This is a genomic window from Nitrosomonas sp. (genome assembly GCA_031316255.1).
GTDB lineage: Bacteria > Pseudomonadota > Gammaproteobacteria > Burkholderiales > Nitrosomonadaceae > Nitrosomonas.
On the sequence record JALDQW010000001.1, the window covers coordinates 1,968,210 to 1,993,028 of the forward strand.

Below are 24,819 nucleotides of genomic sequence, written 5' to 3' on the forward strand. Positions count from 1 at the left end.
ATGACTGGAAAATTTTCAATGCCGATTGACAAGTCTGTGGATATGCAGCGCGGTATTGATGGTTTGTCGCTGATTGTGCAGCAGACTTTGGGGCATTCACCCTGTGCGGGATCGGCATTCAATAATTAATTGCTACATAGCCCTCGCAAAACTCCCAATCTGGCCTAACAGCCGTATCAATGAGCTGTTGCCACTCGCACCGGAATTTATCGAAGCATTTAATCAAGAAAAATTCTAGACGGACGTACTGGACGCATACACTATGAGTATTATTCAGTCTGCTTGTATGTATGTCTAATTTGATGGATACGTGCTTCACGTACCTTAGTATGGATGACAGTAGGAAGTAACGTGCTGTCGATGATTTTTTCACGGAGTTCGGCTGCAATATTGCCGGCATTTACACTTTGAGCGGCGGCAAGGGCCCTATTCAATCGGTCTTTTTGTGGATATTGTTTGTTGGCGTAACCGGGACGACCGTGAAAGTCGCAGGCGCAGGCCTGTAGGAATTCTGTAAACCGATCCGGCTTGCGATAAGCATCTACAGTATGCAGTAAGTTTTCAATAGTCGATGGTTTCAGTTCTTTGGCACGGTGCACTTTACTATGAAACTGAGCAACCAAGATGGCAAGGTTGCGCTCATTCCTGGGTACTCGAATTCGTTTGCATAGATCCGTGACTAGTTGAATGCTTCGGTGTTCGTGGCCAGTATGACGTGGCCATTCGGACAGGGGTGTTATGCCTTTGCCTATGTCGTGCAGTAATGCGGCAAATCGAACGGCGAGGGAAAATTCTTTGGCAGCGGCATAATCGATTGCCAGCATAGTATGTAACCCGGTGTCTATTTCAGGGTGCGCATGTACTGGTTGCGGGACGCCGAATAATACATCGATCTCGGGCAGAATTCGTGACAGTGCTGCACATTCCCGCAACATGTAAAACATACGGGATGGATTATCCTCCATCAAACCCCGGGAAATCTCCTGCCAGACGCGTTCCGGTATCAGCGCCTCGACTTCGCCATTATGAACCATGTCGTTCATCAGTGTAAGCGTTTCGGGTGCAATACGAAAGCTGAAACGCGCAGCAAATCGTGCGGTTCGAAGGATGCGTACCGGGTCTTCGGAAAATGCTGGGCTGATATGACGCAAAATCCCGGCTTCTAGGTCTGCAACACCGTTGAACGGATCGATGATATTGCCGTCTTTATCCTTGGCGATTGCGTTTATAGTCAAGTCGCGGCGGACCAGGTCTTCCTTCAATGAGACTTGCGGTGTTGTATACACTTCGAAGCCTTTGTAGCCTCGGGAGATCTTGCGTTCTGTGCGCGCTAATGCATATTGTTCATTGGTTTTAGGGTGCAAAAAAACCGGGAAATCTTTTCCGACAGGGCGGTAGCCGAGTTGCTCCATTTCTTCCGGTGTACTGCCAACTACCACATAATCATGATCTTTTACCGGCAAACCCAGTAATTCGTCACGTACTGATCCGCCAACCAGATAAGTTTCCAAGAGAAATAATAAATTTACTTGATTGAAAGAATAATAGGGAACAGTATTTTAAATTAATGCTTCTCACAAAGCACCTTACTTGCAGTTATTTATTTTTTTGCAACAACTCCGAGACGCTCTTTTAAAGTGGGAGCGGTATGATCTTGTTCTAGTACATTTGAATAATAGACCGAGTTTTTAAGTACTTTTTTTACATAGTCGCGGGTTTCGCTAAAGGGGATTGTTTCTGCGTAGATTGCACCTTCCAGAACTCTGTCATTGTCACGCCAACGTCTGGCGCGTCCTGGCCCTGCGTTGTAGGCAGCAGAAGCTAACAGTGACTGATTATCGAGTGTTGTAAGGACATGTTTTAAATAATACGTACCTAGTCTTAAATTGGTATCTATTTGCGTGATGAGACTTTGTTGGAAATTGGTAATGCCCAGTTGCTGGGCAACCCATTTTGCAGTATTTGGCATGAGTTGCATTAGTCCCATAGCGCCTGCGCTGGATCTCACCTCTGTCAGAAACCGGCTTTCCTGCCGGATAATACCATAGACCCAGGCTTCATCGACATCCTGCTCTTTTAGGATGGGACGGAGTGCTTCGCGATGTGGTGTAGGAAATCGCAGTTTGAAATCATGTTGCTGTACTGTCCGGTTGGCAGTATTGATGGCGCGGTCGTAATGTCCATGGCGGCGAGCTACTTCGGCTGCCGCCAGGAGTTGTCGGTCGTTAAAGTTGCGTACGGTCCATACCCATTCCTGGTATGCCTCGGTGCGTAAACCCAGGCGGTAAAATGCCAGTGTACGTTGTACACCCGGAAATTTTTCCATATCACGTATTTCTGATTCACTGACAGCAATTGATTCCCTGGATGCAGTCAGTATTGTGCCCAGTTCTTCTTTGGCTAACTGGCCGTAGTAATTGTGTTCATTACTTAGTGGGATCAATATGTTGTTGGCTTCTTGCAACCGTCTATCTTCCTTGAATGCACGTGCTTTCCAGTATCGCCATGTACTGTCCATTTGTTCGTCTGTAGACATTCGATTAATGCCATCCAAAACACTAGTCCACTCTCCTGCTCGTAAGGCTGCACGGACTTGCCAGGCCAGTAAAGTGTCTTCCATAATGTAGGGAGTTTTAGTGTTATGCGCAGCCTGAAACCATCCAAGTGCACGTGAATCGTGTCGCATTGCTGCACGGAAACCCAGTCTGCCAAGAAAATAGGATTGATCTGAATCGGTCAGTCTGTCTCTTATTTTCAACCACTTTACCAGTGCCGGATTGGTATCACTACTTAACAGGCGTAGCAATGCAAACAAGGCAATCTCACGGTCTGCGCGCGTTCTGATTTTGTCCTGGCGTGTTTTGAGATAGTAAGAAGGATTATTTATAGCCGCATTAAGTTCATCTGTATTGAACGCTTCTGAGGCAGGTAATCGGCGATTAACATAAATTGCCCTGCTTGTTTGTCCCGCTTCTAGAGTGAGTCTTATACGTGTCCATATATCGTCGGCTGTAATAATATTACTAGAAATTAATGTGTCGAATACGGGAGTGCAGCTATCCGGCATACTATTCGGTGTAAACCACAGCAGACGGGCTTCGTTCAGCGCTTTTTTGTCACCTTTTTCGATGCGGTATTTAAAGGCATGGCAGCTTAGTTCGGTATCTTTATTGGCCAGTTTTTCAAATTCATTTTCAAAAAGCTGCCATTGCTGATTACTAGCAAGCAGTTTTAACCAGTCAGCACGTAATCGTTCTGCAACCAGGCTGTTTTCATGGCGTTCCAAGAAATTGCGTATCATGGCATTATCAACTGAACGCAAACGCATACGGAGCTGATAGTACTCAATATAAGGAGACAGAACATGATGCTGCAAACTTTTGGCGTAGCCAGCTAGCTGCGTGGCTTTTCCTTCTTGGAATGCCTTGCGTGCAGCTAGAAAGTCACTGTCCAAATTCGATGAATTGGCCTGATTTGTGATCAGTATACCGGTATAAAGAAGAATGAAAAGGTGCGCCAGGTGTTTGCTCATGGTATCGATATACAAACTAAACATAGAAAAAACTGAACACAACGAAAACGCCAATTTACTTAATCGGCGTTTTCTATGGAACTGCTTAGAAACTGCGTAGGTTGTATCGGCACGAACGCGGCAAAATGAAGTTTTCGCAACGATTATCACAATGTTGCGATTGTTCACTAACTCTATTGCTGATGCATTTACACCCTTAAATTCAATTAAGTAAACTCAGGTTACGCCTTGTCCCAACATGGCATCCGCTACTTTTACAAATCCAGCAATATTCGCGCCATCAACATAATTTACTCTGCCATCAGGTTGTGTACCGTATTGCAGGCAGGATTGGTGGATTGCCTGCATTATTTCCAATAAGCGAGCATCGACTTCATCGTGTGTCCAGGATAGCCGCATGGCATGCTGGCTCATTTCCAGACCCGAAGTGGCAACCCCGCCAGCATTGCTTGCTTTGCCAGGTGCATACAGGACATTGTTTTGTTCGAAACATTCAACAGCCTCGGCAGTGCATGGCATGTTGGCGCCCTCGGCTACGCAGACTACGCCATTCTTAACGAGCGCTTGGGCATCTTCTTCGTTGATTTCATTTTGGGTTGCACAGGGCAACGCAACATCAACCGGCACATGCCAAGGTTTGGTGTTGGGTAAGTAGGTTGCATTGACGCGTTTGGCATATTCATCGACACGCGCATACAGATGATTTTTTACTTCAGATAAGATTTCAAGCTTCTCCGTTGTAAATCCGTCTTCATCAACAACGGAACCACTCGAATCAGAAACGGTAACAACTTTTGCGCCAAGTGTCATGGCTTTTTCTATCGCGAATTGTGCAACATTACCGGAACCGGAGATTGAAACGCGCAAACCATCAAACGAACGATTTGCATGTTTGAGCACCTCATTTGCAAAGTAAACGGTGCCGTAGCCGGTTGCCTCTGGACGGACTAATGAACCGCCGAAGCTCAGCCCCTTGCCTGTAAAGATGCAATCGGAACGGTTTGCAAGTTTCTTCACCATGCCCGCCATGTAACCGACTTCACGTCCGCCGACACCGATATCGCCTGCCGGTACATCAGTATCAGATCCCACATGACGGAATAATTCGCTGGCATAAGCCTGGCAGAATCGCATAATTTCACCGGGGCTCTTTCCTTTGGGATCAAAATCGGATCCGCCTTTGCCGCCACCCATCGGTAAAGTTGTTAATGCATTTTTAAAAGTTTGCTCAAAGGCCAAAAATTTTAAAATAGACAGATTAACCGAGGGATGAAATCGAGTGCCGCCTTTATAGGGGCCAATCGCTGAGCTATGTTGGATGCGATAGCCGCGGTTGACTTTTACTTCACCATGATCGTCAACCCAGGCAACACGAAAAATGATGGCGCGTTCAGGTTCTACCAGACGGTCTAGTACACCATGTTCAGCATAACGTGGATGTTCACTGATAAAAGGCCATAAACTTTCCATGACTTCCTTTACAGCTTGTATAAATTCCGGTTGAACAGGATTACGTCCTGCGACATAGTCACAGAACTCCTGGAAACTTTGATATTTCATATTTTGATTTCCCCAGTATAAGAAAGGTTATTTGTGAATCATTCATTCTGCCAAATAAATACATAAGCTGCACAGTATTTTTTTAAAAAAATGGAAAAAAATGCAGTTTTTTTAATTTTGCCTATTGATAAGGAGAAATATGGGAGAAAATGTAATCTTTGTGTTATTTCTTAACTGCCGTGGTGAAGGACATGAAAACAATAACTAGAAGAAATCTACTTAAGTTTGGGGTGGTGGGCACCGTTTCGGGAATGCTAAATGCAACTGAAAGCTGGGGTGAGATGGTTGCTAAACCGACACCCAGGGAGGCCGAAGGGCCTTTCTATCCAGTTGTTGATCAAAAGGATAAAGATGCTGATATGACCCGAGTAGCAGGGCAGAACGGTTTGGCAAAAGGGCAACATGTCGTGATAAGCGGTTCTATACGCGATACCAGCGGTCATCCGATAGAAAATGCAGGTATTGACATTTGGCAAGCGAATGCGGATGGCCGGTACAATCATCCGAGAGACCCTAATCCAGCACCGAAAGATTCCTATTTTCAGGGTTGGGCAATTATCCTCAGTGATAAAAACGGGCAGTATCGTTTTAAAACGGTAAAACCGGGTGCTTATCCGGCATCAAAAAAATGGATGCGTCCGCCACATATTCATTTCAAGATTTTCAAACACGGTTATACAGAATTGATCACGCAGATGTATTTTCCTAATGAACCATTAAATGCATCCGATTTACTATTCAGCAATAAAACCAAATCGGAGCAGATCGCAATGACTGCGCGGCAGACGGGTTTAAATAACGGTGTGATAGCTTATACTTACAATATTATATTGAGCGGACGTTGAACGCTGCGTTGATAGAGAGGTGAAGGTTTTCGCAATTTCGCTACGAAACATACCAAAAGGATATGTATTCCTCAACATTTTTTGGTTTGCATGATTTTGAATGAAACTCGAATCGATCAATTATAAAGCTGTTACGGCAAAGCCGGACTTTTTGGCCAGAATCATTCAAATTAGTGCGGATTCTGATCATTGCTTTCATGAAATGGACAGTCTTTTAAGGTCTGATCAGGGCGCAGTATCGCTCATACTTCGAGTGGCAAATTCTGCAATGTACTGTCGCGGGAAACATATAAAGACGATTCCGCATGCGATTAATTTACTTGGAATAAACGTTATACGTTCTCTTGCAATATTATCTGTTTCACGAGCCATTTTTACTCAAAGTAAAAATGAAATGATACAAAAACATGTCTGGCAGCATTCGTTACTGACAGCGCTTGCATGTCAGCAGATCTGTGTCGAATCCGGAGAAAGAAAACTCAGTGAAGAAGCGTTTGTTGCGGGTTTGTTGCACGATATCGGAAAAGTGCTGTTATTTTTCAACTATCCTGATGAATATATAAAGATTCTCGATTACGCGCTGCATAAGCCTTGTGCATGTGCCAAGGCTGAGCAGAAATTTCTGGATTTCGATCACTACGATGTCGGAAAAAAAGCGATTTCGGAATGGAAGCTTCCCGCTCACTTCGTAAACTATGTGGCGACCAACCTGGAACGACTTCCGTCTGATCACGATAAAACGCTGCATTTTTTAGCTATTGCCAATAGCTTAATAAAGAGCTCAGGTATAGGCGGTTGCTCCTTTGAGTTACCGGAGCGTAAAGAACAATTGATGAATCTGGGAGCCAGTGATATTCTTAGCGATTCCCTGCTGGAAGAGTCATTTATGCAGCAATTAATTCAAAATGATATTTATCTTCTATGTGTTTGATGAAAGGGTATACGCCTTGAAAATCAGAACAATGAATGCCAATGGTTTCAGCTGCTAGGGCAAACCCGTCTCATACGATCGCTATAACGTCTTTAGAGCAGAATGTATGGGATGACATGAAAGCCCATACTGTTTTATCACTTAATCGACTCAATCTGGAGCAATTGATTGAGCCCACTTATTTTCTGTTTCATCAGATGGTCGCGCATATGGTTAACGCGATGCATTTCAACGTATTTAAACAAATTGTTCAAGTTGATTTTGGTTTTGGTGTGACTGACAGTGAAACCGAACTCAAATCGTTGTTCAATAATGAGTTGGCCGAGCATGGTGATAAAAATATCGCTAAATTTTGCGAAGATAATGATCTGTATATCTCTTTCTTGTTTGATGACAGTGACGATACCATTGTTGCTATTCGTGCGCCAAGTTTCTGTAGAGATGCCTTGCATTTAAGTGACAAATTAATTCAAACACTGGGATACCGATTTCAGGAACAAACGAGTTCAGATGGGTCTGAATTCTACTTAGGCAGGATCGTAAAACATCAGACATATCAAAATGGCGTTGTTTTGCCAAAATTGATGAATCGGCAAGATGAGCAGAATCACTTTCAGGAAATTTTTTCCCAACTTTCATATGGGATCGTCAGTTTTTCCAGTATAGGTACTATTCAAACAATATCACCGTCCATACTTGCACAGCTAAATCTGGAAGAAAACGATACATCGCTTGAGATCTTTGCCCGTTCTATTTCGATACACTTTTATAATGATGTGATATGGGGTATGGCGCTAGAAACACCCAATGGTCTATTTGAAAACTATAGGGTGCGTATAAAAAAAAGTAAGAATTCCGAAGAATCAGTGCTTTTTAATGTCAGCGGTTATCGTGATGATCATTCAGCCATTCATACCTTATGGCAAAAAATATCGCTGGAAGGTGGGAATACAACCAATCTTTCTGAAGGCGATATTTTAAATGAAGCAAGAGTGCATAATATAACGCGTAACTATGTACCGCAGCTGGTTGAAAAAAAAGCCAGAGAAGTTGTACGCATGGGTGGCAATCTGCTGAACAATGAAGAATGTTATATTGCCGTGCTGTTTTGCGATATTGTGGGTTTTACGACGTTTGTCGAGCAGAATGAAGAAGAAGAATCCATCATTCATGTATTAAATTCCGTGTTGCGTAGAATTTCTCTTTCTGTAAAAAAATATGGTGGATTTATAGACAAGTTTATGGGCGATTGTATTATGGTGTTATTCCGCAGTCCGCATGATGCTGTGGTGGCAGCACTGGAAATGCAGAAACACTCTTCTGACATCAATCAGTTACGTAGTCGCGCTGAATTGGCCAAATTGCAGTTGCGAATCGGAATTCACTGGGGAAAAGTCATTATCGGCAATGTCGGTACGCCAGAAAGACTGGACTGGACAACTATTGGCGATGTAGTCAATACCGCTTCACGTATTGAAAAAAATTGCCAGCCTGATGGCGTTCTGATTAGCGAAAAAATGCGTGAAGCGATAGCCCTTGCCGAGGATATGAAATTTGAATGCGGCGATACGTTTTATATCAGTGTAAAGGGTAAAAAAGAAAAACTGGCTGTGTGCTATGCGTATTCGTTAGATTAGTTTTGAGCGGATTTAATCTTCATCTTTTAATTCGGGGTCCCAACCTTTTTCTTTGGCGAGTGTTATTGCCTGATCATAAATTTGTGCATGCTTCTTCTGCAATTCCTCAGGCAAGCGGCTTGGCAGGTGCGCATAGGGTTCCCAGGCTGCATAGACCTTTTCGTAAAGATTCTGCATCTGCGCATGGTCCCAGCCCGCACAAGTTTCTGATTCGGGTAGAATGCCAAAAATCCAAGCATCCCGCACAATTCGTCCAAGGTGTGTCAAACCGTTATTTTTGTCCTCATCGATTCCATCATATTTTAAATCTGTCATTTAAATTCTCTTAGCAAAGTATCTTTGTCGAACCAAAACTGTATTTTAGCGTATCAACTCTGGTTGAGGTAGGTAAAATAATAATCGAGACGGGTTTCTTTACGACAGTGCCGCAATAGCGAGCATTGCTGATTTACTTTGCTGGATGAGCGATTGCTGTGGGTTAGAGTGCTAATATAAAAGGGAAAACATGACTAGAATCCTCCACACTTCCGATTGGCATATTGGACGCACGTTATATGGGCGTAAACGGTTTGACGAATTTGAAGCATTTCTCAATTGGCTGGTGAGAACGATTCAGCAGGAGCGCGTGGATGTATTGTTGGTTGCGGGTGATGTGTTTGACACCGCAACGCCAAGCAACACAGCACAAGCGCTTTATTACCGTTTTTTGAGCCGCGTATCTGTCACCTGTTGTCGTCATGTTGTGATCATTGCGGGTAATCATGATTCGCCTTCATTCCTTATGGCGCCCAAGGAACTTCTTAAAGCCCTGGATGTGCATGTTATAGGCAGCATATCTGAGAATATAGCGGATGAAGTACTTGTTCTCAGTGATAATGATAATGTGCCGGAATTGATTGTCTGTGCTGTTCCCTATTTGCGTGATCGTGATATTCGCGTGGTTGAATCCGGTGAAAGCACTGAAGATAAGGAGCGCCAACTGATTGAAGGCATACGAAATCATTATTGTGAAGTTGTAGTTATTGCTAAAGAAAAGCGTGATGAATGCCTGAAGCACCTAAAAAAATCTATGCCGGTTGCGAGCAAAATGATACCCATTGTTGCGATGGGGCATTTATTTACCGCTGGCGGAAAAACGATCGAAGGTGATGGTGTGCGGGAGTTGTATGTCGGTTCGCTGGCGCATGTTTCGGCGGGAATTTTTCCAAACGGGCTGGATTACCTGGCGCTTGGGCATTTGCATGTGCCACAACAGGTAGCAGGCTCTGATACGATGCGTTACAGTGGTTCACCGCTTCCCATGAGCTTCGGTGAAGCGAAACAACAAAAGAGCGTGGTCATCGTTGATTTGAACTCATGTGCAATGCGGTCGAGTGCAGATATCTGTCAACCCAAAATCAAATTGATTCCGCTTCCCGTGTTTCAAAAGCTCGAACGCATCAAAGGTAATCTGCAAACAATGTTGGCAGAAATAGCTGCACTGGCATCTGCTGATAGTCAAGCATGGCTTGAGGTCATTTATGAAGGCAATGAAATTACCGGGGATCTGCGTACATGTCTCGATGAGGCCGTGGCAGGGTCACAGTTGGAGATTCTGCGTGTAAAGAATAGTCGCGTGATCGACAGGGTGCTCGGTCAAATAGAAGCTGAGGAGGCGCTTGATGATCTGGATGTTAATGACGTATTTGACCGTTGTCTTGACATGCACAATGTGCCTGATGAACAGCGACGGGATTTGATTCAGGCATACCAGGAAGTGGTGAAATCGCTTTACGAAGACGATGCGCACATGGAATAAAAAGGCTGCCGGTGCGAATTCTTCAAATACGTTTCAAAAATCTGAATTCGCTGAATGGCGAATGGGAAATTGATTTTAACCATCATGCATTTGTATCGGACGGAATTTTTGCCATTACCGGGGCGACCGGTGCAGGTAAAACAACGATATTGGATGCCATTTGTCTGGCGTTGCATGGCCGGACTCCCCGTCTATCAAGGATTAACAAAAGTAGCAACGAAATCATGTCGCGCCAGACGGGTGAATGTTTTGCCGAAGTTGTTTTTGAAACACAGATGGGGCGTTATCGTTGTCACTGGAGTCAGCGCCGAGCCCGCAAAAAGTCAGGGGGTGAACTGCAAGCGCCCCGGCATGAAATCGCTGATGCTGATTCAGGGAAGGTGCTGGAGACAAAAACTCTTGAGGTCGCAAAGCAGGTTGAGTCGCTCACCGGGATGGATTTTGACCGTTTTACCCGTTCAATATTGCTTGCACAGGGCGGCTTTTCCGCATTCCTGCAGGCTGACTCTGATGATCGGGCGCCGATACTCGAACAGATTACCGGTACCGAAATCTACAGCCAGATATCGGCGAAAGTCCATGAGCGGCAGCGTTCAGAGCATGAAAAATTAAATTTGCTGAAGGCGGAGATTGTCGGTATCAAGTTTCTATCCAGCGAACAGGAAGAAGCAGTATATCGTGAACTGGACGAGAAGCAAAAACAAGAGACTGAAATTGCCACAAAATTGCAGGAAACAGATAAAGCGCTTGCCTGGTTAAAACAGATTCATGAATTGCAGACAGAAATCAATACACTGTCTGAAATGCATGAAAAACTCATTGCCGAGCGCGCTGCTTTTGATCCGGAACGAGCACGATTAATCCGTGCCCAGAAAGCCGCCGAAATCGATGGCCGTTACGCCACTTTGGTCGCCGTCAGGAACCAGCAGACTGAAGATCAGCTGTCGCTTCACAATGCAGAGTCAAGGCTGCTTCAAACTGCATCGTCCGTCCAACAGGCAGAGACCGCGTTAAAAAATGCTGAGCAGCGAATTGTCGAAGCAAAGGATGTGCAAAAAAAAGCAATGCCGTTAATCCAGAAAATACGCGCACTCGATGATCGATTGATGGATAAAAAAAGAACCCTAGAGAATGAAACAGCGCATTGCAATAAAACAGCCGAGCAGATTGCGGGGGATAAAAGGCTTCAGCGACAACATAGACAGAGACTGGAGGCAATGCGGAAAGATTTACAGCAAAATCAGGATTATTTACAGGGCCATGCTCAGGATGGAATGCTTGTCAGCGAATTGACCGGAATTGAGGAAAGAATTAACGGCTTGATATCGGTTCAGCAGGATATTGTACGGAAAAAAGAATCCCGGACAAAAGCAATGGAGCAGTTGGCGTCAGCCAAAAATGTGCTCGCCAGCCGGGCTGGGTTACTTGCCGTTCACAAACAGGAAATTCAGGCGATTCAAAAACAGATCAGCCGTCAACAGAAAGATTTAGAGATTATGCTGAATAACCGGTTATTGCGTGAGTACCGTGCGGAGAAGGATACTTTGCTGCGAGAAATGGCGTTGTTGAACAAAATTGCTGATCTTGAATCCGAAAGAGCGCGGCTGGAAGTCGGTAAACCTTGCCCGCTTTGTGGATCTACGGAACATCCCTTCGCAGCAGGCCATGTTCCACTGATGAATGAGGCCGAGAAGAAAATTACGCTGTTGACGGAGCGCATCGAAAAAGCAGAACATTTGGAAACCGAAATCCAGGCTTTGGAGAAGGTGGAGAAGCAAAAATTGAAGGACATGACGCTATCCGAAAAACTGGTGGCAGAAGCTACTAATGAACACAGCAATAGCGAGAAAAATCTGCGAGATATTGAGGCGGTGCACGAAATAAGCAACGCAGATTTTGTTCGCCTGAAACAGTCTTTGCTGGTTCGATTGAAACCTTATGATGTACGGGAAATACCCGATACTGAAACGGCGGCAATTTTGCAGCTGCTAATAAAACGTATGAACGATTGGCGGGGCATGCAGGAAAAAAAGGAGGAAGCGGAAAAACGAATCGCTGAACTCAGCCATGAATTGGAAAAATTGGGTGCGGTTCTGGATACCCGGGAAAAAACATTTCTGGAGAAGCAAACTGTCTTGAATACGCATAAAAAAGATTTCGAGAAGCAGAGTCTTGAACGTGAGTATTTGTTTGGAGCGAAGAATCCAGATGCAGAAGAGGCCCGACTGGGAAAGGCGGTTTATGAAGCGGAGGGTATAGAAAAAGCTGCCCGCAACGAATGGGATAACGCCAGACAGTTGCATCATGCAATCACAGTGAATATTTCTACACTCAAAACAAGAATCGCTAAGAGAATTAATGAACTTCAAACACTGGAAGCATCGTTTCTGGAAGCATTGCATGCAGCCGGATTTGCCGATGAACAGCAATTCGCTGACAGTCGTATGACATTGCAGGAACTGGAAGAACTGAGATCCAGCGCAAAAATTCTTGATGATCGTTTTACAGCAATACAGACACGTATGAAGGACAGGGAAAACCGGTTGTCCGCTGAGACGAACAAAAAAATGACGGAATCCAAGCGTCAAACCCTGGAACTTGAAAGCAAGGCACTGGAAGACATGCTAACACATCGCCGTGGTGAGATCGCTCGACTGAGTTATCAACTGACGGAGAATAAAAAAGCCTTGGAGAAAATCGGTAAAAAACAGGATTCGATTGAAGCACAAGGGAAAGAATGCAGTCGATGGGAACAGCTGCACAGCTTGATTGGTTCTGCCGACGGCAAGAAATTCCGTAATTTTGCACAAGGCCTGACATTTGAACTGATGATTGGCCATGCGAACCGGCAATTGCGGAAGCTGACTGATCGTTATTTGCTGATGCGAGATCATGAGCGGCCACTGGAACTGAATGTCGTTGATGATTATCAGGCGGGAGAGATTCGCTCTACCAAGAACCTGTCGGGTGGGGAGAGTTTTATCGTCAGTTTGGCGCTGGCGTTGGGTTTGTCGCATATGGCGAGTAAAAATGTACGTGTTGACTCCTTGTTTCTGGATGAGGGTTTTGGCACGCTTGACGAGGAAGCGCTTGAAACAGCGCTTGCGACGCTCGCCGGTCTGCATCAGGAAGGCAAACTGATCGGCATTATTTCGCATGTGCCCGCGCTGAAAGAACGGATTAGTGTACAGATACAGGTTATTCCCCAGGCAGGCGGAAAAGGCCGAATATCAGGCCCCGGTTGCAGAGAAATAGAATTTTCCGGATGATGCAAAATGATTCCAATGGTTGATACGTCATCCAAACACAATCATTACCGCGGACGCTTTGCGCCATCGCCCACGGGACCGTTACATTTCGGTTCACTGGTGACTGCCGTCGGCAGTTATCTGGATGCCAGGTCGCATCATGGTGAATGGCTGGTCAGGATAGAAGATCTTGATCCGCCGCGAGAAGTGCCTGGGGCGGCGCGTGATATCCTGGTATTGCTGGAAAAACTGGGAATGGCATGGGATGGCGAAGTGATATACCAGAGCCGCCGTCATGATTTATATCGCGCTGCGTTGTCTGAACTGGAGAAACAGCAATTGACATATGCATGTACCTGTTCGCGCAAGGAAATTGCTGATTCCAGTATGGTCGGTATCAGCGGTCCCATTTATCCGGGTACGTGCAGAGAAAGCGCTAAGGGTTCTCTGCCACCAGATAAGGATACAAAGAGAAGTGCGCTACGTATCAGGACAGATCAACGGGCGGTTGCATTCAATGACCGTTTGCAGGGATTTTTGTCCCATCATATTGCAAGTGACATCGGGGATTTTATTCTGAACCGTTCAGATGGTGTATTTGCGTATCAACTGGCGGTAGTGGTTGATGATGCACAGCAAAATATCACACATGTGGTGCGTGGTGCGGATTTGTTCGATTCAACGCCGCGGCAGATGTATTTGCAGCAGCTGTTAGGTTATCCGACTCCGGTTTATTTGCACTTGCCGATTGTCACCAATGAAAAAGGCGAGAAACTCAGTAAACAAACCTTTGCTGCACCTGTCGCGCAAATCAATGTATTATCCCAACTGGTGGCCGCATTAGACTTTCTTGGCCAGGCTCCGCCGAAAGGATTGCAGGACTGTAATCTCGAAGCATTCTGGCAATGGGCCATTCAGCATTGGAATCCTGATAGTATTCCATTATCCGGTGTATCAACAGGTTTCATGACATAAGGAGATTTTGTGGCGTTTTTGCCATTTTATATACCCAGGCAGAGAAGGATTAAAGTGGTGATAGTCGGCGGCGGCTATGCCGGCATGGCTGCGTTGACGACGTTAAAGCAGTATTCGTCCGATATTGATATCACGCTCATTGATCCTGACGACAAACATCTTAAAGTTACGCATTTGCACGAGACATTTCGTTATCCGTTGTCAGATTTGCTGCTACCCTTTAATGTGCTGGAAACGCGTTTTAATTGCCGGCATATTCAGTCAGTTCTGGCTGTTACGGATGAATTACTGCAGCAGTGTCAGGAGAATCGGTATCTTGCGGTCGGTGATGAGATTATTGAATTTGACTATCTGGTTATAACCACGGGTGCGGACAAGCAGCAGTCCGAAGAAACGGAAAATGTGATCACGTTGCAACATTTCATCCAGACCGCCGGTTCAGAATTACTACTTGAGCGTTTGAGTAGGCTTGAACAGGATGAATTGTTCATTTCAGTAGTGGGCGCAGGTGCGACGGGTATTCAGTTTTTGTTTGAAATCAGACAATTCCTGAGTAGAAAAAGAATTGTTGCCAAATTGCGTTTGATATATTCCGGTGATCGGGTACTTGCGCAGTTTCCGCAAGGATTTGATACTTATGTGCAATCCTGTTTGCGGGATTTGAAAATTGAATGTGTTGCCAATACTCGTTACCGTCGGCAGACTGACCATCAAATTCAGCTCGAAAACCAGCAGACGGGCGAAGTTTATGAACTGCCATCGCAATTGACCTGTCTATTTCTTGGTAAAAGGCAGGAAAACTTGCTGTCAGCAAATCTTTTTGGACAAGTTGTGGTCGATCAAAAAACGTTGCAGAATATCTTCGCTGCGGGCGATTGCACCGTTTTCAGTTCTTTGGGTTCAAATGTTCAATCCGCCCAATCCGCTGTGCGTAAAGGTAAACTGATTGCTAGAAATATTTTGCGCCATTCAGGATTTTTAAAGGTACTTGAGCCCTATCTGCATCATGATATCGGTTACGTGGTCAATCTCGGTCCTTCGGATGCTGTCGGCTGGCTGGTTTCCGAAGGAAATATCGTAACCGGTATTCCCGCACTTGCAATTAAGGAATTGGTAGAGGCTCAATATGATTTACTATTGAAAGGGATTGATACTTATGTGGTTTAAGAATAAGACGCAGGAGACTATTTATGTTTGGTTTATTAAAACAAACCCCTGTTGTTGGTAAAGCCAACGCATTGATTCATAATCCATCTGACAAACTGTTTAATTTTATCGGCATCGATCTGCTTGAAAATTACCCACGTTGGTCGCCGGAAGTAAAAGAACTAGAAAAATTGACAGATGGTCCAGTCAGCATTGGAACGCTGTGCCGCCAGGTGCGTGTTGATCAGGGAAACCGTTCGGAATCAACATTCAAGGTTACGGTGTTTGACGCGGGTTCGCGGATCTGTTTCGAAGGTGTTTCAAATCCGTACCGCTGTGACTATATGATAGAAACGGTGAATGAACAGACCAGTCGAGTGACTTTCGTGTTTGAGTTGCTTGATCTGGAGTTGCACATGAAACCTTTTGAGAAGCTCATCCGCATTGCTGTTCAAGATGGCACTGAAAGAACAGTGCATAATATTAAAAAAATAATTGAAGCTGAAAATGCAGAAACCGCTTAATAGAATTGCGAGCGCTAAATTGGTTTTGCAGTCCGGCTTGACTATTAACTTGGAGAAATATTATGGACTTTATCGTTGAAAAAGATCCTGGTTTAATACCACAAGTACTATCCAAAATTCTGGATTCTTGTATTAATGGCGTGACCCTGGCAGATCCTGATCAGGAAGACATGCCGCTTGTTTACGCAAACAAAGCATTTGAAACGATTACAGGTTATTCGCAGGAAGAAACGCTGGGTAAAAACTGTCGTTTTTTGCAGGGCAGTGACCGTGATCAGGAAGCGGTTGCCAAATTAAAAGCAGCGATTAACAACAAGGAGGCCGTTGAAGTTACGTTGAGAAATTACAAGAAAAATGGGGAATTGTTTTACAATCATTTGATGATGATGCCGCTTTTCGATTCAAAAGATAACCTGCTTTATTTTCTGGGTGTTCAATACGATGCAACCGAGCAGGTGAAAGCCGACGAAGAAATTAAACGATTACGCGCACGCCTGCAGGAGCTTGAAAAATAGCGTGGTGGAGAAATTAACAGTGGTTTGGCATCCGGAACAAATTTATACTGCATGTTTACCGCGTTAAAGTCCATTTTTCATCCGACGGGTAAATAAACTGGAAAAAAGAAATATGAAAGGGTATGATACCCGCTTTGTACGGAGGTGTGGCCGAGTGGTTTAAGGCAGCAGTCTTGAAAACTGCCGTAGGGGTGACTCTACCGTGAGTTCGAATCTCACCGCCTCCGCCATTTTCATATCCGCACACCTCCGCAATAATCCATAAAATCTAATTTCTCCCAACACCTCTGATCAACACATTCAGAAATTCAAACTTTTATGTGCCGTTTCTATAGTCGTGCACACTGGAACCAGTGTGAGGCGTATCGGGTAACCGTATTTCTGTCGCGACCGTACCGGAAAGCTACATTTTCTGATTAAAAAATCTTGTTTAAATTTAATACAGTACCCGCAGGTAAATCACAATTCTCGCTGTCATTCGACGGGTTGTCATCTTTGTCACTACAGGATATTACTGTAGCCGATCCAGTTGAGTTATCGCCATTAAATGTGATGTCGACTTCAACATTGACGGTGCCGAAAATAGAGCTTAAACGAACGTTATTACCATTACGGATCCCGCTTATCGCTTCCCAACCTGATTCGAATGGTGAAGGGTCCAACGTTATTGCTATCATGACGCCATTTTTTTCATGAATTGATGCGAAGCCGGCAATAGTACCGCCAAAATTATATGAATAAATGCCATCAAATGGGCCTGCAGCATGTGTTGCAGTAGTGGATAATAAAAAGACGAGCGCTACAATGATTCGTTTCATTATATGTTTCTCCTGTGATTTATCTGATGCAGTGAAATCCAAGCAAATTCAATGGTCCGATTAAAGGATAGGGTGGTCGTGCATCAATTGACAATAGTAATCGCAAGCCAGTGTGATTAACACTGTGCGTTTATTGTATCTCCATTACCCGAAATCTTCCAAACATCAGTGTATTGAAAGCCCTATGGAAACGGTTATTCCTCAGGACAACTCTATCCACACGGGTTGATGGTCGGACGCTTGTGTTTTGGTGTCAATGTTGTGGTTTCTTAGGTGACGTTGTAAGCCATCGGTGACGAAAATGTGATCGAAACACTCTGGTCGGTCAACAAAATTCACTGGATGAATGCCGACTGTCGGTGCATGCGGTTCATTTGGGTACATTATTGATCGTGCATCTAGAAAAGACGGGACGCCATTTGAAAATGGTGCAAGAATTTGTGAACGCTCGTTCGCTGTAGCCGGAAAATTCAAATCGCCGCAGAGTATGGCCTGAACAGGACGTGAGAAGACTTCGAAAGGACTGCCTTGTTCAGAAGTTTGAGGTGTGCGATCGGACATGGCGCATGCTTCGGCATGCAAACGACGGATTGACTTGATCTGGATTTCACGTTGTTTCTGAGAGTAATACTCGAGATGTGTGGTCATAATGCGGATAGGGCCGAATGGTGTCGTCACTACAGCTTCTACCAGTATCCGCTGCATGCTCGGGGTTGCCGGTTCGGCTACCCAGGGAAGTAAATGCCGCCAGACCTGTCCGACAGGTAAACGGGAAAAAACGGCATTGCCAAAGTGGTTGCGGCCGTTATAGCGATCAGGCACATCGGTTGCTGTACCGTATATGGCGGTATAATCGGGCAGACCAGCAGAAAGTTCGGCAAATTGATCGCCTATCTGGCCGCCGGGTAATCCTGGAAAATTAACCGCAACTTCCTGTAAGCAAATGACGTCAAAATCACCCAGTTGACGAATCGTTTTTAGGATACGCTGAAGATCGACTATGCCATCGATGCCGCGCCCCCACTGGATGTTCCAGCTTAATAACTGCATAATGAATGACAGTATTTAAAACAGATTTTGAAAGAACTCTGTATTGTATGAATCCAATGCTGATTAATATTGTTTAAAAAATCCGGCTGTTAAAATTTTCAAAATAATGCTGGTCAATTTCGTCACGTGTAAAATGGTGGTTTTGTCCGCCGCGGTGTGCTATTTTGAGTGCACCCATCAGTGATCCAAGCTGTCCTGCTGTTTGCCAGTCCATGTCATTGACAATGCCATAGAGCAAACCGGCGCGATATGCATCGCCGCATCCAGTGGGGTCGACGATTTCAGCCGGTTTGACACTGGGAATTCTGATTTGTTTGCTATCTGTATAAATGATTGAGCCTTCAGGGCCCAGTGTGACAATTAATGCCCGGGTTCTGTCCGCAATCGCTTCCAGGGTAAGGCCGGTACGTTCTTGCAGCAACTGACCCTCGTAATCGTTGACTGCAATATAATCCGCTTTGTCAATAAACTCTCCCAGTTCATCTCCATTAAACATGGGCAAACCTTGGCCTGGGTCGAATATAAAAGGGATGCCCGCTGATTTAAACTCTTGCGCATGCTGTATCATGCCGTCGCGACCGTCAGGTGCAATAATGCCGAGCTTGATGTGTGAAGCATCATTAATGGAATTTAAATGTGAGAAATTCATTGCGCCTGGATGAAATGCCGTGATCTGGTTATCGGCCAGATCGGTGGTAATAAACGCTTGTGCAGTGAAAGTGTCTTTTACATGTAGAATGCATGACTGATCCAGTCCCAGTTGATCGAATCGTTCGGTATAGGGTTGAATATCATCGCCGACAGTTGCCATCATGACAGGTTCCCCGCCAAGCATTCTCAGATTGTAGGCAATGTTTCCGGCGCACCCTCCGAATTCCCTGCGCATTTCCGGTACCAGAAAGGCGACATTCAGAACATGGATTTTTTCGGGAAGAATATGGTTTTTAAAATGATCGGGGAAAACCATAATGTTGTCATAAGCGATAGAACCACAGATCAGAGTACGCATAATTTTAATATAGAGTCATAAGGTTTGTTGAGCTTGTCGACAGGTTAACCAAAGTTTTGGTTATTGTGAAGTGTTATGATTTCCCTTTGCGCATTGAGTGCACAAAGGGAAACTTGTTTATACTGAAGTTTTGACTGCGGAAATAAGAGATGCCGAAGATATGGCGTGTATCTGCTTAGGTGTCCGGTTTCCAGCAAAGATCCAGTTCGCGTGCTGCCTTAACGTCGTCAAGCTTTCTTAATGGCATAGTATGGGGTGCGTTTTTAACAAAATCAGGCTGTTCCTGAATTTCAGTCAGGATTTCTTTCATGGCCGTTACGAAAGCGTCCAGTGTTTGTTTTGATTCCGTTTCGGCAGGTTCAATTAACAAGCATTCCGGAACCAGAATCGGGAAATAGGTTGTCGGAGCATGAAAGCCTTTATCCAGCAGCCGTTTGGCAAGATTCATGGCGGTAACGCCGGTTTTTTCCTTGATGTCTTTCAGCGTTACGATAAATTCGTGACTTGCCCGGCGGGTAGGGTAGGCGATCTCGAAACCGGACTTTTTCAGTTCTGCCATTAAATAATTGGCGTTCAATGTGGCAAATTCAGCAATTCGGTGCATGCCATCTCTGCCCAAAAGACGAACATAAATATAAGCACGTAATAATACGCCAGCATTGCCCATATGTGCCGACAGACGTCCAATCGACTGTGGCTGTTCTTTTTCGTTTACCCAGCGGTATTTGCCGTTTTCCTGTGTCACAAATGGTACCGGCAGAAATGGCAATAGACGTTTGGCTACGCCTACCGGCGCCGAACCCGGTCCGCCACCGCCGTGAGGGGTTGAAAAAGTTTTATGCAGATTAATATGTATGACATCGAACCCCATATCACCGGGTTTTACCTTACCCAGTACGGCGTTCAAATTGGCGCCATCATAATATAACAAACCGCCTGCCTGATGAACAACACGGCTCATTTCAGTGACATTTTCTTCAAACACGCCGAGGGTGGAGGGATTTGTCAACATTAAGCCCGCAGTTTGCGGTCCTACAGCTGCTTTTAGGGCATCCAGGTCGACGTTGCCTTCCTTGTCAGTAGCAATTTCAACAACTTTGAAACCGCACATGACTGCAGTTGCGGGATTGGTGCCGTGCGCTGCATCCGGTACGATAATTTCGGTACGGGCAAAGTCGCCGCGGGATTCATGGTATGCGCGTATCATCATGACACCGATCAACTCGCCCTGTGCACCGGCCATCGGTGCAAGGCTAATGCCGGCCATGCCGGTTACGTCTTTTAAAATTTCCTGTAAGTCGTACATACAGGCAAGAAAGCCCTGACCGGTATCATTTGGAGCGAGGGGATGTCTACTCAAATATTGTGGCAGCATTGCCAGTGAGTTGCACGCGCGCGGGTTATATTTCATGGTACATGAACCCAAAGGATAGAATTCAGTATCTATCGAGAAATTCTTTTGTGATAACCGTGTATAGTGGCGTACGGTATCCATTTCAGAGACTTCTGGCAACAAAGGCTGTTTTTTTCGCAGAAAATTATCTGGAATACCGTCAATACTTGCTGTTGTTGTCGGTGCTTGAGAATAATTACGTCGCCCAGGGCGTGCATGTTCAAATATCAGCATGTTAGGTGTTATTGTGTTGAAAAGAGTGAGATTATTTCAATGCAGCCAGTGCTGCATCATAGTTCGGTTCATCAGCAATTTCTGGAACAAGCTCGGCATGAACGATTGTGTCCGATTCATCCAGAACGATAACCGCGCGTGCCGTGATGCCGGCAAACGGCCCTTCTGCAATAGCCACGCCGTAATCTTTCATGAAATTTGCGCCGCGCATCGTTGAGAGTGTAATCACTTTATCCAGATTTTCCGTATCGCAGAAACGGCTCATGGCGAAAGGTAGATCGGCAGCAATAATGAGGACAACCGTGTTATTCATATTGCTGGCCTGCTCGTTGAATTTGCGAGTGGAGAGTGCGCAGACCGGTGTGTCTAGACTTGGAACAATATTCAGTACTTTTTTCTTTCCGGAAAAATTTTCAAGCGTGACATCGGCCAAGTCGCGGTTGACCAGCGAAAAAGCCGGTGCCTTCTGACCAACTTTGGGAAAAACACCGTCGATACGAATTGGATTGCCTAAATGAGTGACCATAACTGTTTCCTTACTTTTTTTGAATAAACGATCTAAAATCATTTAATGTTAAAAATTGGTTTGTGCTGATAGCTTTCGACGCGGCTAGTTGAGTGCCTGTTTGAGTTGTTCAACATAGTTCTGTATATCAGCAGCTGTTTTCGTTTCTGTCGCACAGACTAAAAGCGTATTTTCCATCTGCGGATAATATTCCTGCAGACTAAGTCCTGCCAGTATGCCTTTGTTTTTAAGTATTTCCAGTACATCGCTGACAGGTCTTGATAATTTTAAGACCGCTTCATGGAAAAACGGACCGGTAAATCCTTTTTCAATACCAGAGATTTTTTCGAGTTGTTGAACCAGATTTATCGTATTTGCATGTGAGTGTTCAGCTACACGGCGCAAACCTTCCGGGCCCAGTAAAGACATGTAAATTGTCGCGGCAGTGACCATCAAACCCTGATTGGTACAAATATTTGAAGTGGCTTTAGATCTGCGGATATGTTGCTCGCGGGCCTGTAGTGTCAAAACAAAACCTTGTTTTCCATCAAGATCGTTAGTACGGCCAATAATTCTTCCGGGTATCTGACGGATTAAACTATTTTTACAGGCCATAAAGCCGAAATAAGGACCGCCGCTGGATAAAGGAATTCCCAATGGCTGTCCTTCGCCGACGGCAATGTCCGCTCCCTTGCTGCCCCATTCTCCAGGAGGCGTTAATAACGCTAAAGCCGTTGGATTGACAACGCCGATAGCGAGCGCATTTTTGCTGTGTGCCCAGTCAGTCAGTTCATCGACTTGTTCCAGAACACCAAAAAAGTTGGGCTGCGGAATCACAAATGCAGCAAAGTCTTCGTTGCCGAATTCTTCTAGCGCTTCAGGATCTGTGCGTCCGGTTTCCTGATTAAAGGGCAATTCGATAATATCAATTTTCTGGTTGCTGACTATTGCGCGTACAACTTTTCGGTAAACCGGATGAACCGTTTGTGGTATTAGAATACGCCGGGATGATTTATGTGAACGGACAGCCATTAAAACAGCCTCAGCAAGTGCGGTGGCGCCATCATACATACTGGCATTGGATACATCCATGCCGGTCAGAGAAGCCATCATTGTCTGGTACTCATACAATAATTGAAGTGTTCCCTGGCTGGCTTCAGCCTGATAAGGGGTATAGGAGGAATAGAATTCACCACGGGTTGTAATTTGCCAGACTGCAGCAGGGATATGATGTTCATAAGCGCCTGCGCCAATAAAATTCTGGTAAAAACCATCCTGGTTGGCACGCTCCATCATTAACCGTGTGATTTCCATTTCGCTCAACCCGGGTGGAACTTCTTTTAACTGGCCGCTTTTTAAATCGGCTGGAATTTCATCAAAAAGTGTTTCAATTGAATCTGCACCAATGCTGGCAAGCATTTCAGCGATATCTTCTTTTGTATGTGGGATAAACGGCATGGTAATGTATGAATGAATTTCTAATAAAAATGATTTAACAAGCGACCGGTTGCTTATTGCAAAAAGTGATCAAGTCTTAGTGATCTTCGCTATCCAGAACTTCTTGATAGCCGGCTGCATCCAGTAATCCGTCCAATTCTGATGGATTGCTTGGTTTTAATTTGAATAACCAGGAGCCAAAAGCATCTTGATTAATGTTTTCAGGATTATCGACAAGCGGTGAATTGATTTCTACAACCTCACCCGAGACCGGCGCATAAACATCTGCGGCAGCCTTGACAGATTCCGCGACGGCACATTCCTGTTTTTGTGCAAAAGTGTCACCGACCTGCGGTAACTCTATAAAAACCATATCGCCCAGTAATTCCTGGGCATGGTGTGTAATACCTACGCTGACTGTGCCGTTCGCTTCGGTTTTAACCCATTCATGTGATTTGGTATATTTCAGATCTGTTGGAATACTCATGTTTTTACTCCAGTATTGGTTTTTTTAATAATCTCAAATTAAATCAGAACGTTTCCGTTCCGTACAAATGGGTATTTTACCACTTTGACGCGTAATTTTTTGTCTCTGACCAATACATTCACTTCATCGTCTGGAGATATTTCCGAGGCAATACGGGCCAAAGCGATTGATTGATTAATGGTTGGTGAAAATCCACCGCTGGTGATTTCACCTTCAAATTCCTGACCGTCATGCTGAGCAGTGACTTTTTGGTGACTTCTGAGGACGCCCCGGTCTTGTAATACAAGCCCGACTAACTGCTGGGATACCTTTGAGTCAAGCAACGCCTGTTTACCAATAAAATCGCGTTCGCTTTTCAGGTCGACTGTCCAGGCAAGTCCTGATTCCATCGGTGAGGTGGATTCATCCATATCCTGACCATAAAGATTCATTCCGGCCTCGAGACGTAAGGTATCACGCGCACCCAACCCGGCAGGTGCCACGCCTGCCGCATGGAGCGCTTTCCAGAATGCGGGCGCTTCTTCAGCCGGTAAAATAATTTCGAAGCCGTCTTCACCGGTATAACCGGTACGCGCGATAAAAAAATGATTTATTGTGGCGGATTGAAATAGTTTTAGTGCTTCAGTCACTGCTTTGGATTCTGGAATAACCTGCCAAACTTTGGTGCGGGCGTTCGGGCCTTGCACGGCGACCATGGCCAGATCACGGCGGGGTGTAATTTCCAGGTCAGGCGCTAATGTTTCACGTTGTTTAAGAATCCAGGCGACATCCTTGTCGGCAGTGCCTGCATTGACTACGATGCGAAACCAGGATTCTGATAAAAAATAGACAATAAGGTCATCGATGACGCCACCTTGAGGCGTCAACATACAGGTATACAAAGCTTTGCCTGGGATTGTGAGTTTGTCAACATTATTAGCGACGAGGCGACGCAGAAAGTCGCGCGTATTTTCGCCTTTAATATCAATTGGCAGCATATGCGAGACATCGAACATGCCGGCATCCTGGCGGACCTTATGGTGTTCTTCTAGCTGTGAGCCATAATGCAGCGGCATGTCCCAGCCACCGAAATCCACCATTTTTGCATTCATTTCACGGTGCGTTTGATTAAGGGGTGTCTTTTTCAGCACGGATTTTCTCCCGGTATTAAAAAATAGTCATTGTACAATGATGAT

At 45.0% G+C, this 24,819-nt stretch carries 22 protein-coding genes and 1 tRNA gene; 11 read left to right on the forward strand and 12 right to left on the reverse strand.

Going from position 1 to position 24,819, the window contains the following annotated elements; translation table 11 throughout:
- Positions 1 to 18 precede the first annotated feature (18 nt).
- Positions 19 to 129, forward strand: a complete 111-nt coding sequence (locus tag MRK00_08790) for a transposase (protein MDR4517469.1) — start codon at positions 19 to 21, stop codon at positions 127 to 129.
- Positions 130 to 269: 140 nt separating this feature from the next.
- Here the strand turns inward: MRK00_08790 and MRK00_08795 are convergent, their stop codons facing one another.
- The 3 genes from MRK00_08795 to gdhA all read right to left on the reverse strand — a co-directional run bounded on the left by MRK00_08795 (position 270) and on the right by gdhA (position 5,092).
- On the reverse strand, positions 270 to 1,511 hold the full coding sequence (locus tag MRK00_08795) for a multifunctional CCA addition/repair protein (GenBank protein ID MDR4517470.1): 1,242 nt from the start codon (positions 1,509 to 1,511) through the stop codon (positions 270 to 272).
- A gap of 89 nt (positions 1,512 to 1,600) precedes the next feature.
- Entirely contained in the window at positions 1,601 to 3,556 is a 1,956-nt protein-coding gene (locus tag MRK00_08800) for a lytic transglycosylase domain-containing protein (GenBank protein ID MDR4517471.1), read from the reverse strand.
- Between the two features lie 192 nt (positions 3,557 to 3,748).
- A complete protein-coding gene (gene gdhA / locus MRK00_08805; protein ID MDR4517472.1) occupies positions 3,749 to 5,092 on the reverse strand; it encodes an NADP-specific glutamate dehydrogenase in 1,344 nt (447 codons plus the stop codon).
- 191 nt (positions 5,093 to 5,283) lie between these two features.
- Between gdhA and MRK00_08810 the strand changes: the two genes are divergently transcribed.
- The 3 genes from MRK00_08810 to MRK00_08820 all read left to right on the forward strand — a co-directional run bounded on the left by MRK00_08810 (position 5,284) and on the right by MRK00_08820 (position 8,505).
- Positions 5,284 to 5,937, forward strand: coding sequence for a protocatechuate 3,4-dioxygenase (locus tag MRK00_08810; protein MDR4517473.1), 654 nt, complete (start codon positions 5,284 to 5,286; stop codon positions 5,935 to 5,937).
- Between the two features lie 202 nt (positions 5,938 to 6,139).
- Entirely contained in the window at positions 6,140 to 6,868 is a 729-nt protein-coding gene (locus MRK00_08815) for an HDOD domain-containing protein (GenBank protein MDR4517474.1), read from the forward strand.
- Positions 6,869 to 6,909: 41 nt separating this feature from the next.
- Positions 6,910 to 8,505, forward strand: a complete 1,596-nt coding sequence (locus MRK00_08820) for an adenylate/guanylate cyclase domain-containing protein (protein MDR4517475.1) — start codon at positions 6,910 to 6,912, stop codon at positions 8,503 to 8,505.
- A gap of 12 nt (positions 8,506 to 8,517) precedes the next feature.
- Here the strand turns inward: MRK00_08820 and MRK00_08825 are convergent, their stop codons facing one another.
- Positions 8,518 to 8,820, reverse strand: coding sequence for a hypothetical protein (locus tag MRK00_08825; protein ID MDR4517476.1), 303 nt, complete (start codon positions 8,818 to 8,820; stop codon positions 8,518 to 8,520).
- A 190-nt stretch (positions 8,821 to 9,010) separates the two neighbouring features.
- Between MRK00_08825 and MRK00_08830 the strand changes: the two genes are divergently transcribed.
- From MRK00_08830 to MRK00_08860, 7 genes are all read left to right on the forward strand, one after another.
- A complete protein-coding gene (locus MRK00_08830) occupies positions 9,011 to 10,303 on the forward strand; it encodes an exonuclease SbcCD subunit D C-terminal domain-containing protein (protein ID MDR4517477.1) in 1,293 nt (430 codons plus the stop codon).
- Positions 10,304 to 10,314: 11 nt separating this feature from the next.
- Positions 10,315 to 13,572, forward strand: a complete 3,258-nt coding sequence (locus MRK00_08835) for an AAA family ATPase (GenBank protein ID MDR4517478.1) — start codon at positions 10,315 to 10,317, stop codon at positions 13,570 to 13,572.
- Between the two features lie 6 nt (positions 13,573 to 13,578).
- On the forward strand, positions 13,579 to 14,526 hold the full coding sequence (gene gluQRS, locus MRK00_08840; GenBank protein MDR4517479.1) for a tRNA glutamyl-Q(34) synthetase GluQRS: 948 nt from the start codon (positions 13,579 to 13,581) through the stop codon (positions 14,524 to 14,526).
- 9 nt (positions 14,527 to 14,535) lie between these two features.
- Positions 14,536 to 15,693: an FAD-dependent oxidoreductase gene (locus tag MRK00_08845; protein ID MDR4517480.1), complete on the forward strand. Its 1,158-nt coding sequence runs from the start codon at positions 14,536 to 14,538 to the stop codon at positions 15,691 to 15,693.
- A gap of 23 nt (positions 15,694 to 15,716) precedes the next feature.
- Positions 15,717 to 16,196 (forward strand): polyketide cyclase, encoded by a 480-nt coding sequence (locus MRK00_08850; protein ID MDR4517481.1) that lies wholly within the window; start codon positions 15,717 to 15,719, stop codon positions 16,194 to 16,196.
- A 62-nt stretch (positions 16,197 to 16,258) separates the two neighbouring features.
- On the forward strand, positions 16,259 to 16,711 hold the full coding sequence (locus MRK00_08855; protein ID MDR4517482.1) for a PAS domain-containing protein: 453 nt from the start codon (positions 16,259 to 16,261) through the stop codon (positions 16,709 to 16,711).
- A gap of 140 nt (positions 16,712 to 16,851) precedes the next feature.
- Positions 16,852 to 16,941, forward strand: a tRNA-Ser gene (locus MRK00_08860).
- A gap of 186 nt (positions 16,942 to 17,127) precedes the next feature.
- Here the strand turns inward: MRK00_08860 and MRK00_08865 are convergent.
- From MRK00_08865 to gcvT, 8 genes are all read right to left on the reverse strand, one after another.
- Positions 17,128 to 17,529, reverse strand: coding sequence for a hypothetical protein (locus MRK00_08865; protein MDR4517483.1), 402 nt, complete (start codon positions 17,527 to 17,529; stop codon positions 17,128 to 17,130).
- 201 nt (positions 17,530 to 17,730) lie between these two features.
- Positions 17,731 to 18,579 carry an endonuclease/exonuclease/phosphatase family protein gene (locus MRK00_08870; GenBank protein ID MDR4517484.1) on the reverse strand — a complete coding sequence of 283 codons (849 nt, stop codon included), beginning with the start codon at positions 18,577 to 18,579 and terminating at the stop codon, positions 17,731 to 17,733.
- A 73-nt stretch (positions 18,580 to 18,652) separates the two neighbouring features.
- Positions 18,653 to 19,588, reverse strand: coding sequence for a carbohydrate kinase family protein (locus MRK00_08875; GenBank protein ID MDR4517485.1), 936 nt, complete (start codon positions 19,586 to 19,588; stop codon positions 18,653 to 18,655).
- Between the two features lie 175 nt (positions 19,589 to 19,763).
- Positions 19,764 to 21,215 (reverse strand): aminomethyl-transferring glycine dehydrogenase subunit GcvPB, encoded by a 1,452-nt coding sequence (gcvPB, locus tag MRK00_08880; protein ID MDR4517486.1) that lies wholly within the window; start codon positions 21,213 to 21,215, stop codon positions 19,764 to 19,766.
- 31 nt (positions 21,216 to 21,246) lie between these two features.
- Positions 21,247 to 21,741 carry a thiol peroxidase gene (gene tpx, locus MRK00_08885; GenBank protein ID MDR4517487.1) on the reverse strand — a complete coding sequence of 165 codons (495 nt, stop codon included), beginning with the start codon at positions 21,739 to 21,741 and terminating at the stop codon, positions 21,247 to 21,249.
- Positions 21,742 to 21,825: 84 nt separating this feature from the next.
- Entirely contained in the window at positions 21,826 to 23,178 is a 1,353-nt protein-coding gene (gene gcvPA, locus MRK00_08890) for an aminomethyl-transferring glycine dehydrogenase subunit GcvPA (GenBank protein MDR4517488.1), read from the reverse strand.
- 76 nt (positions 23,179 to 23,254) lie between these two features.
- Positions 23,255 to 23,644: a glycine cleavage system protein GcvH gene (gcvH, locus tag MRK00_08895; protein ID MDR4517489.1), complete on the reverse strand. Its 390-nt coding sequence runs from the start codon at positions 23,642 to 23,644 to the stop codon at positions 23,255 to 23,257.
- A gap of 38 nt (positions 23,645 to 23,682) precedes the next feature.
- Entirely contained in the window at positions 23,683 to 24,774 is a 1,092-nt protein-coding gene (gcvT, locus tag MRK00_08900; GenBank protein ID MDR4517490.1) for a glycine cleavage system aminomethyltransferase GcvT, read from the reverse strand.
- Positions 24,775 to 24,819 lie beyond the last annotated feature (45 nt).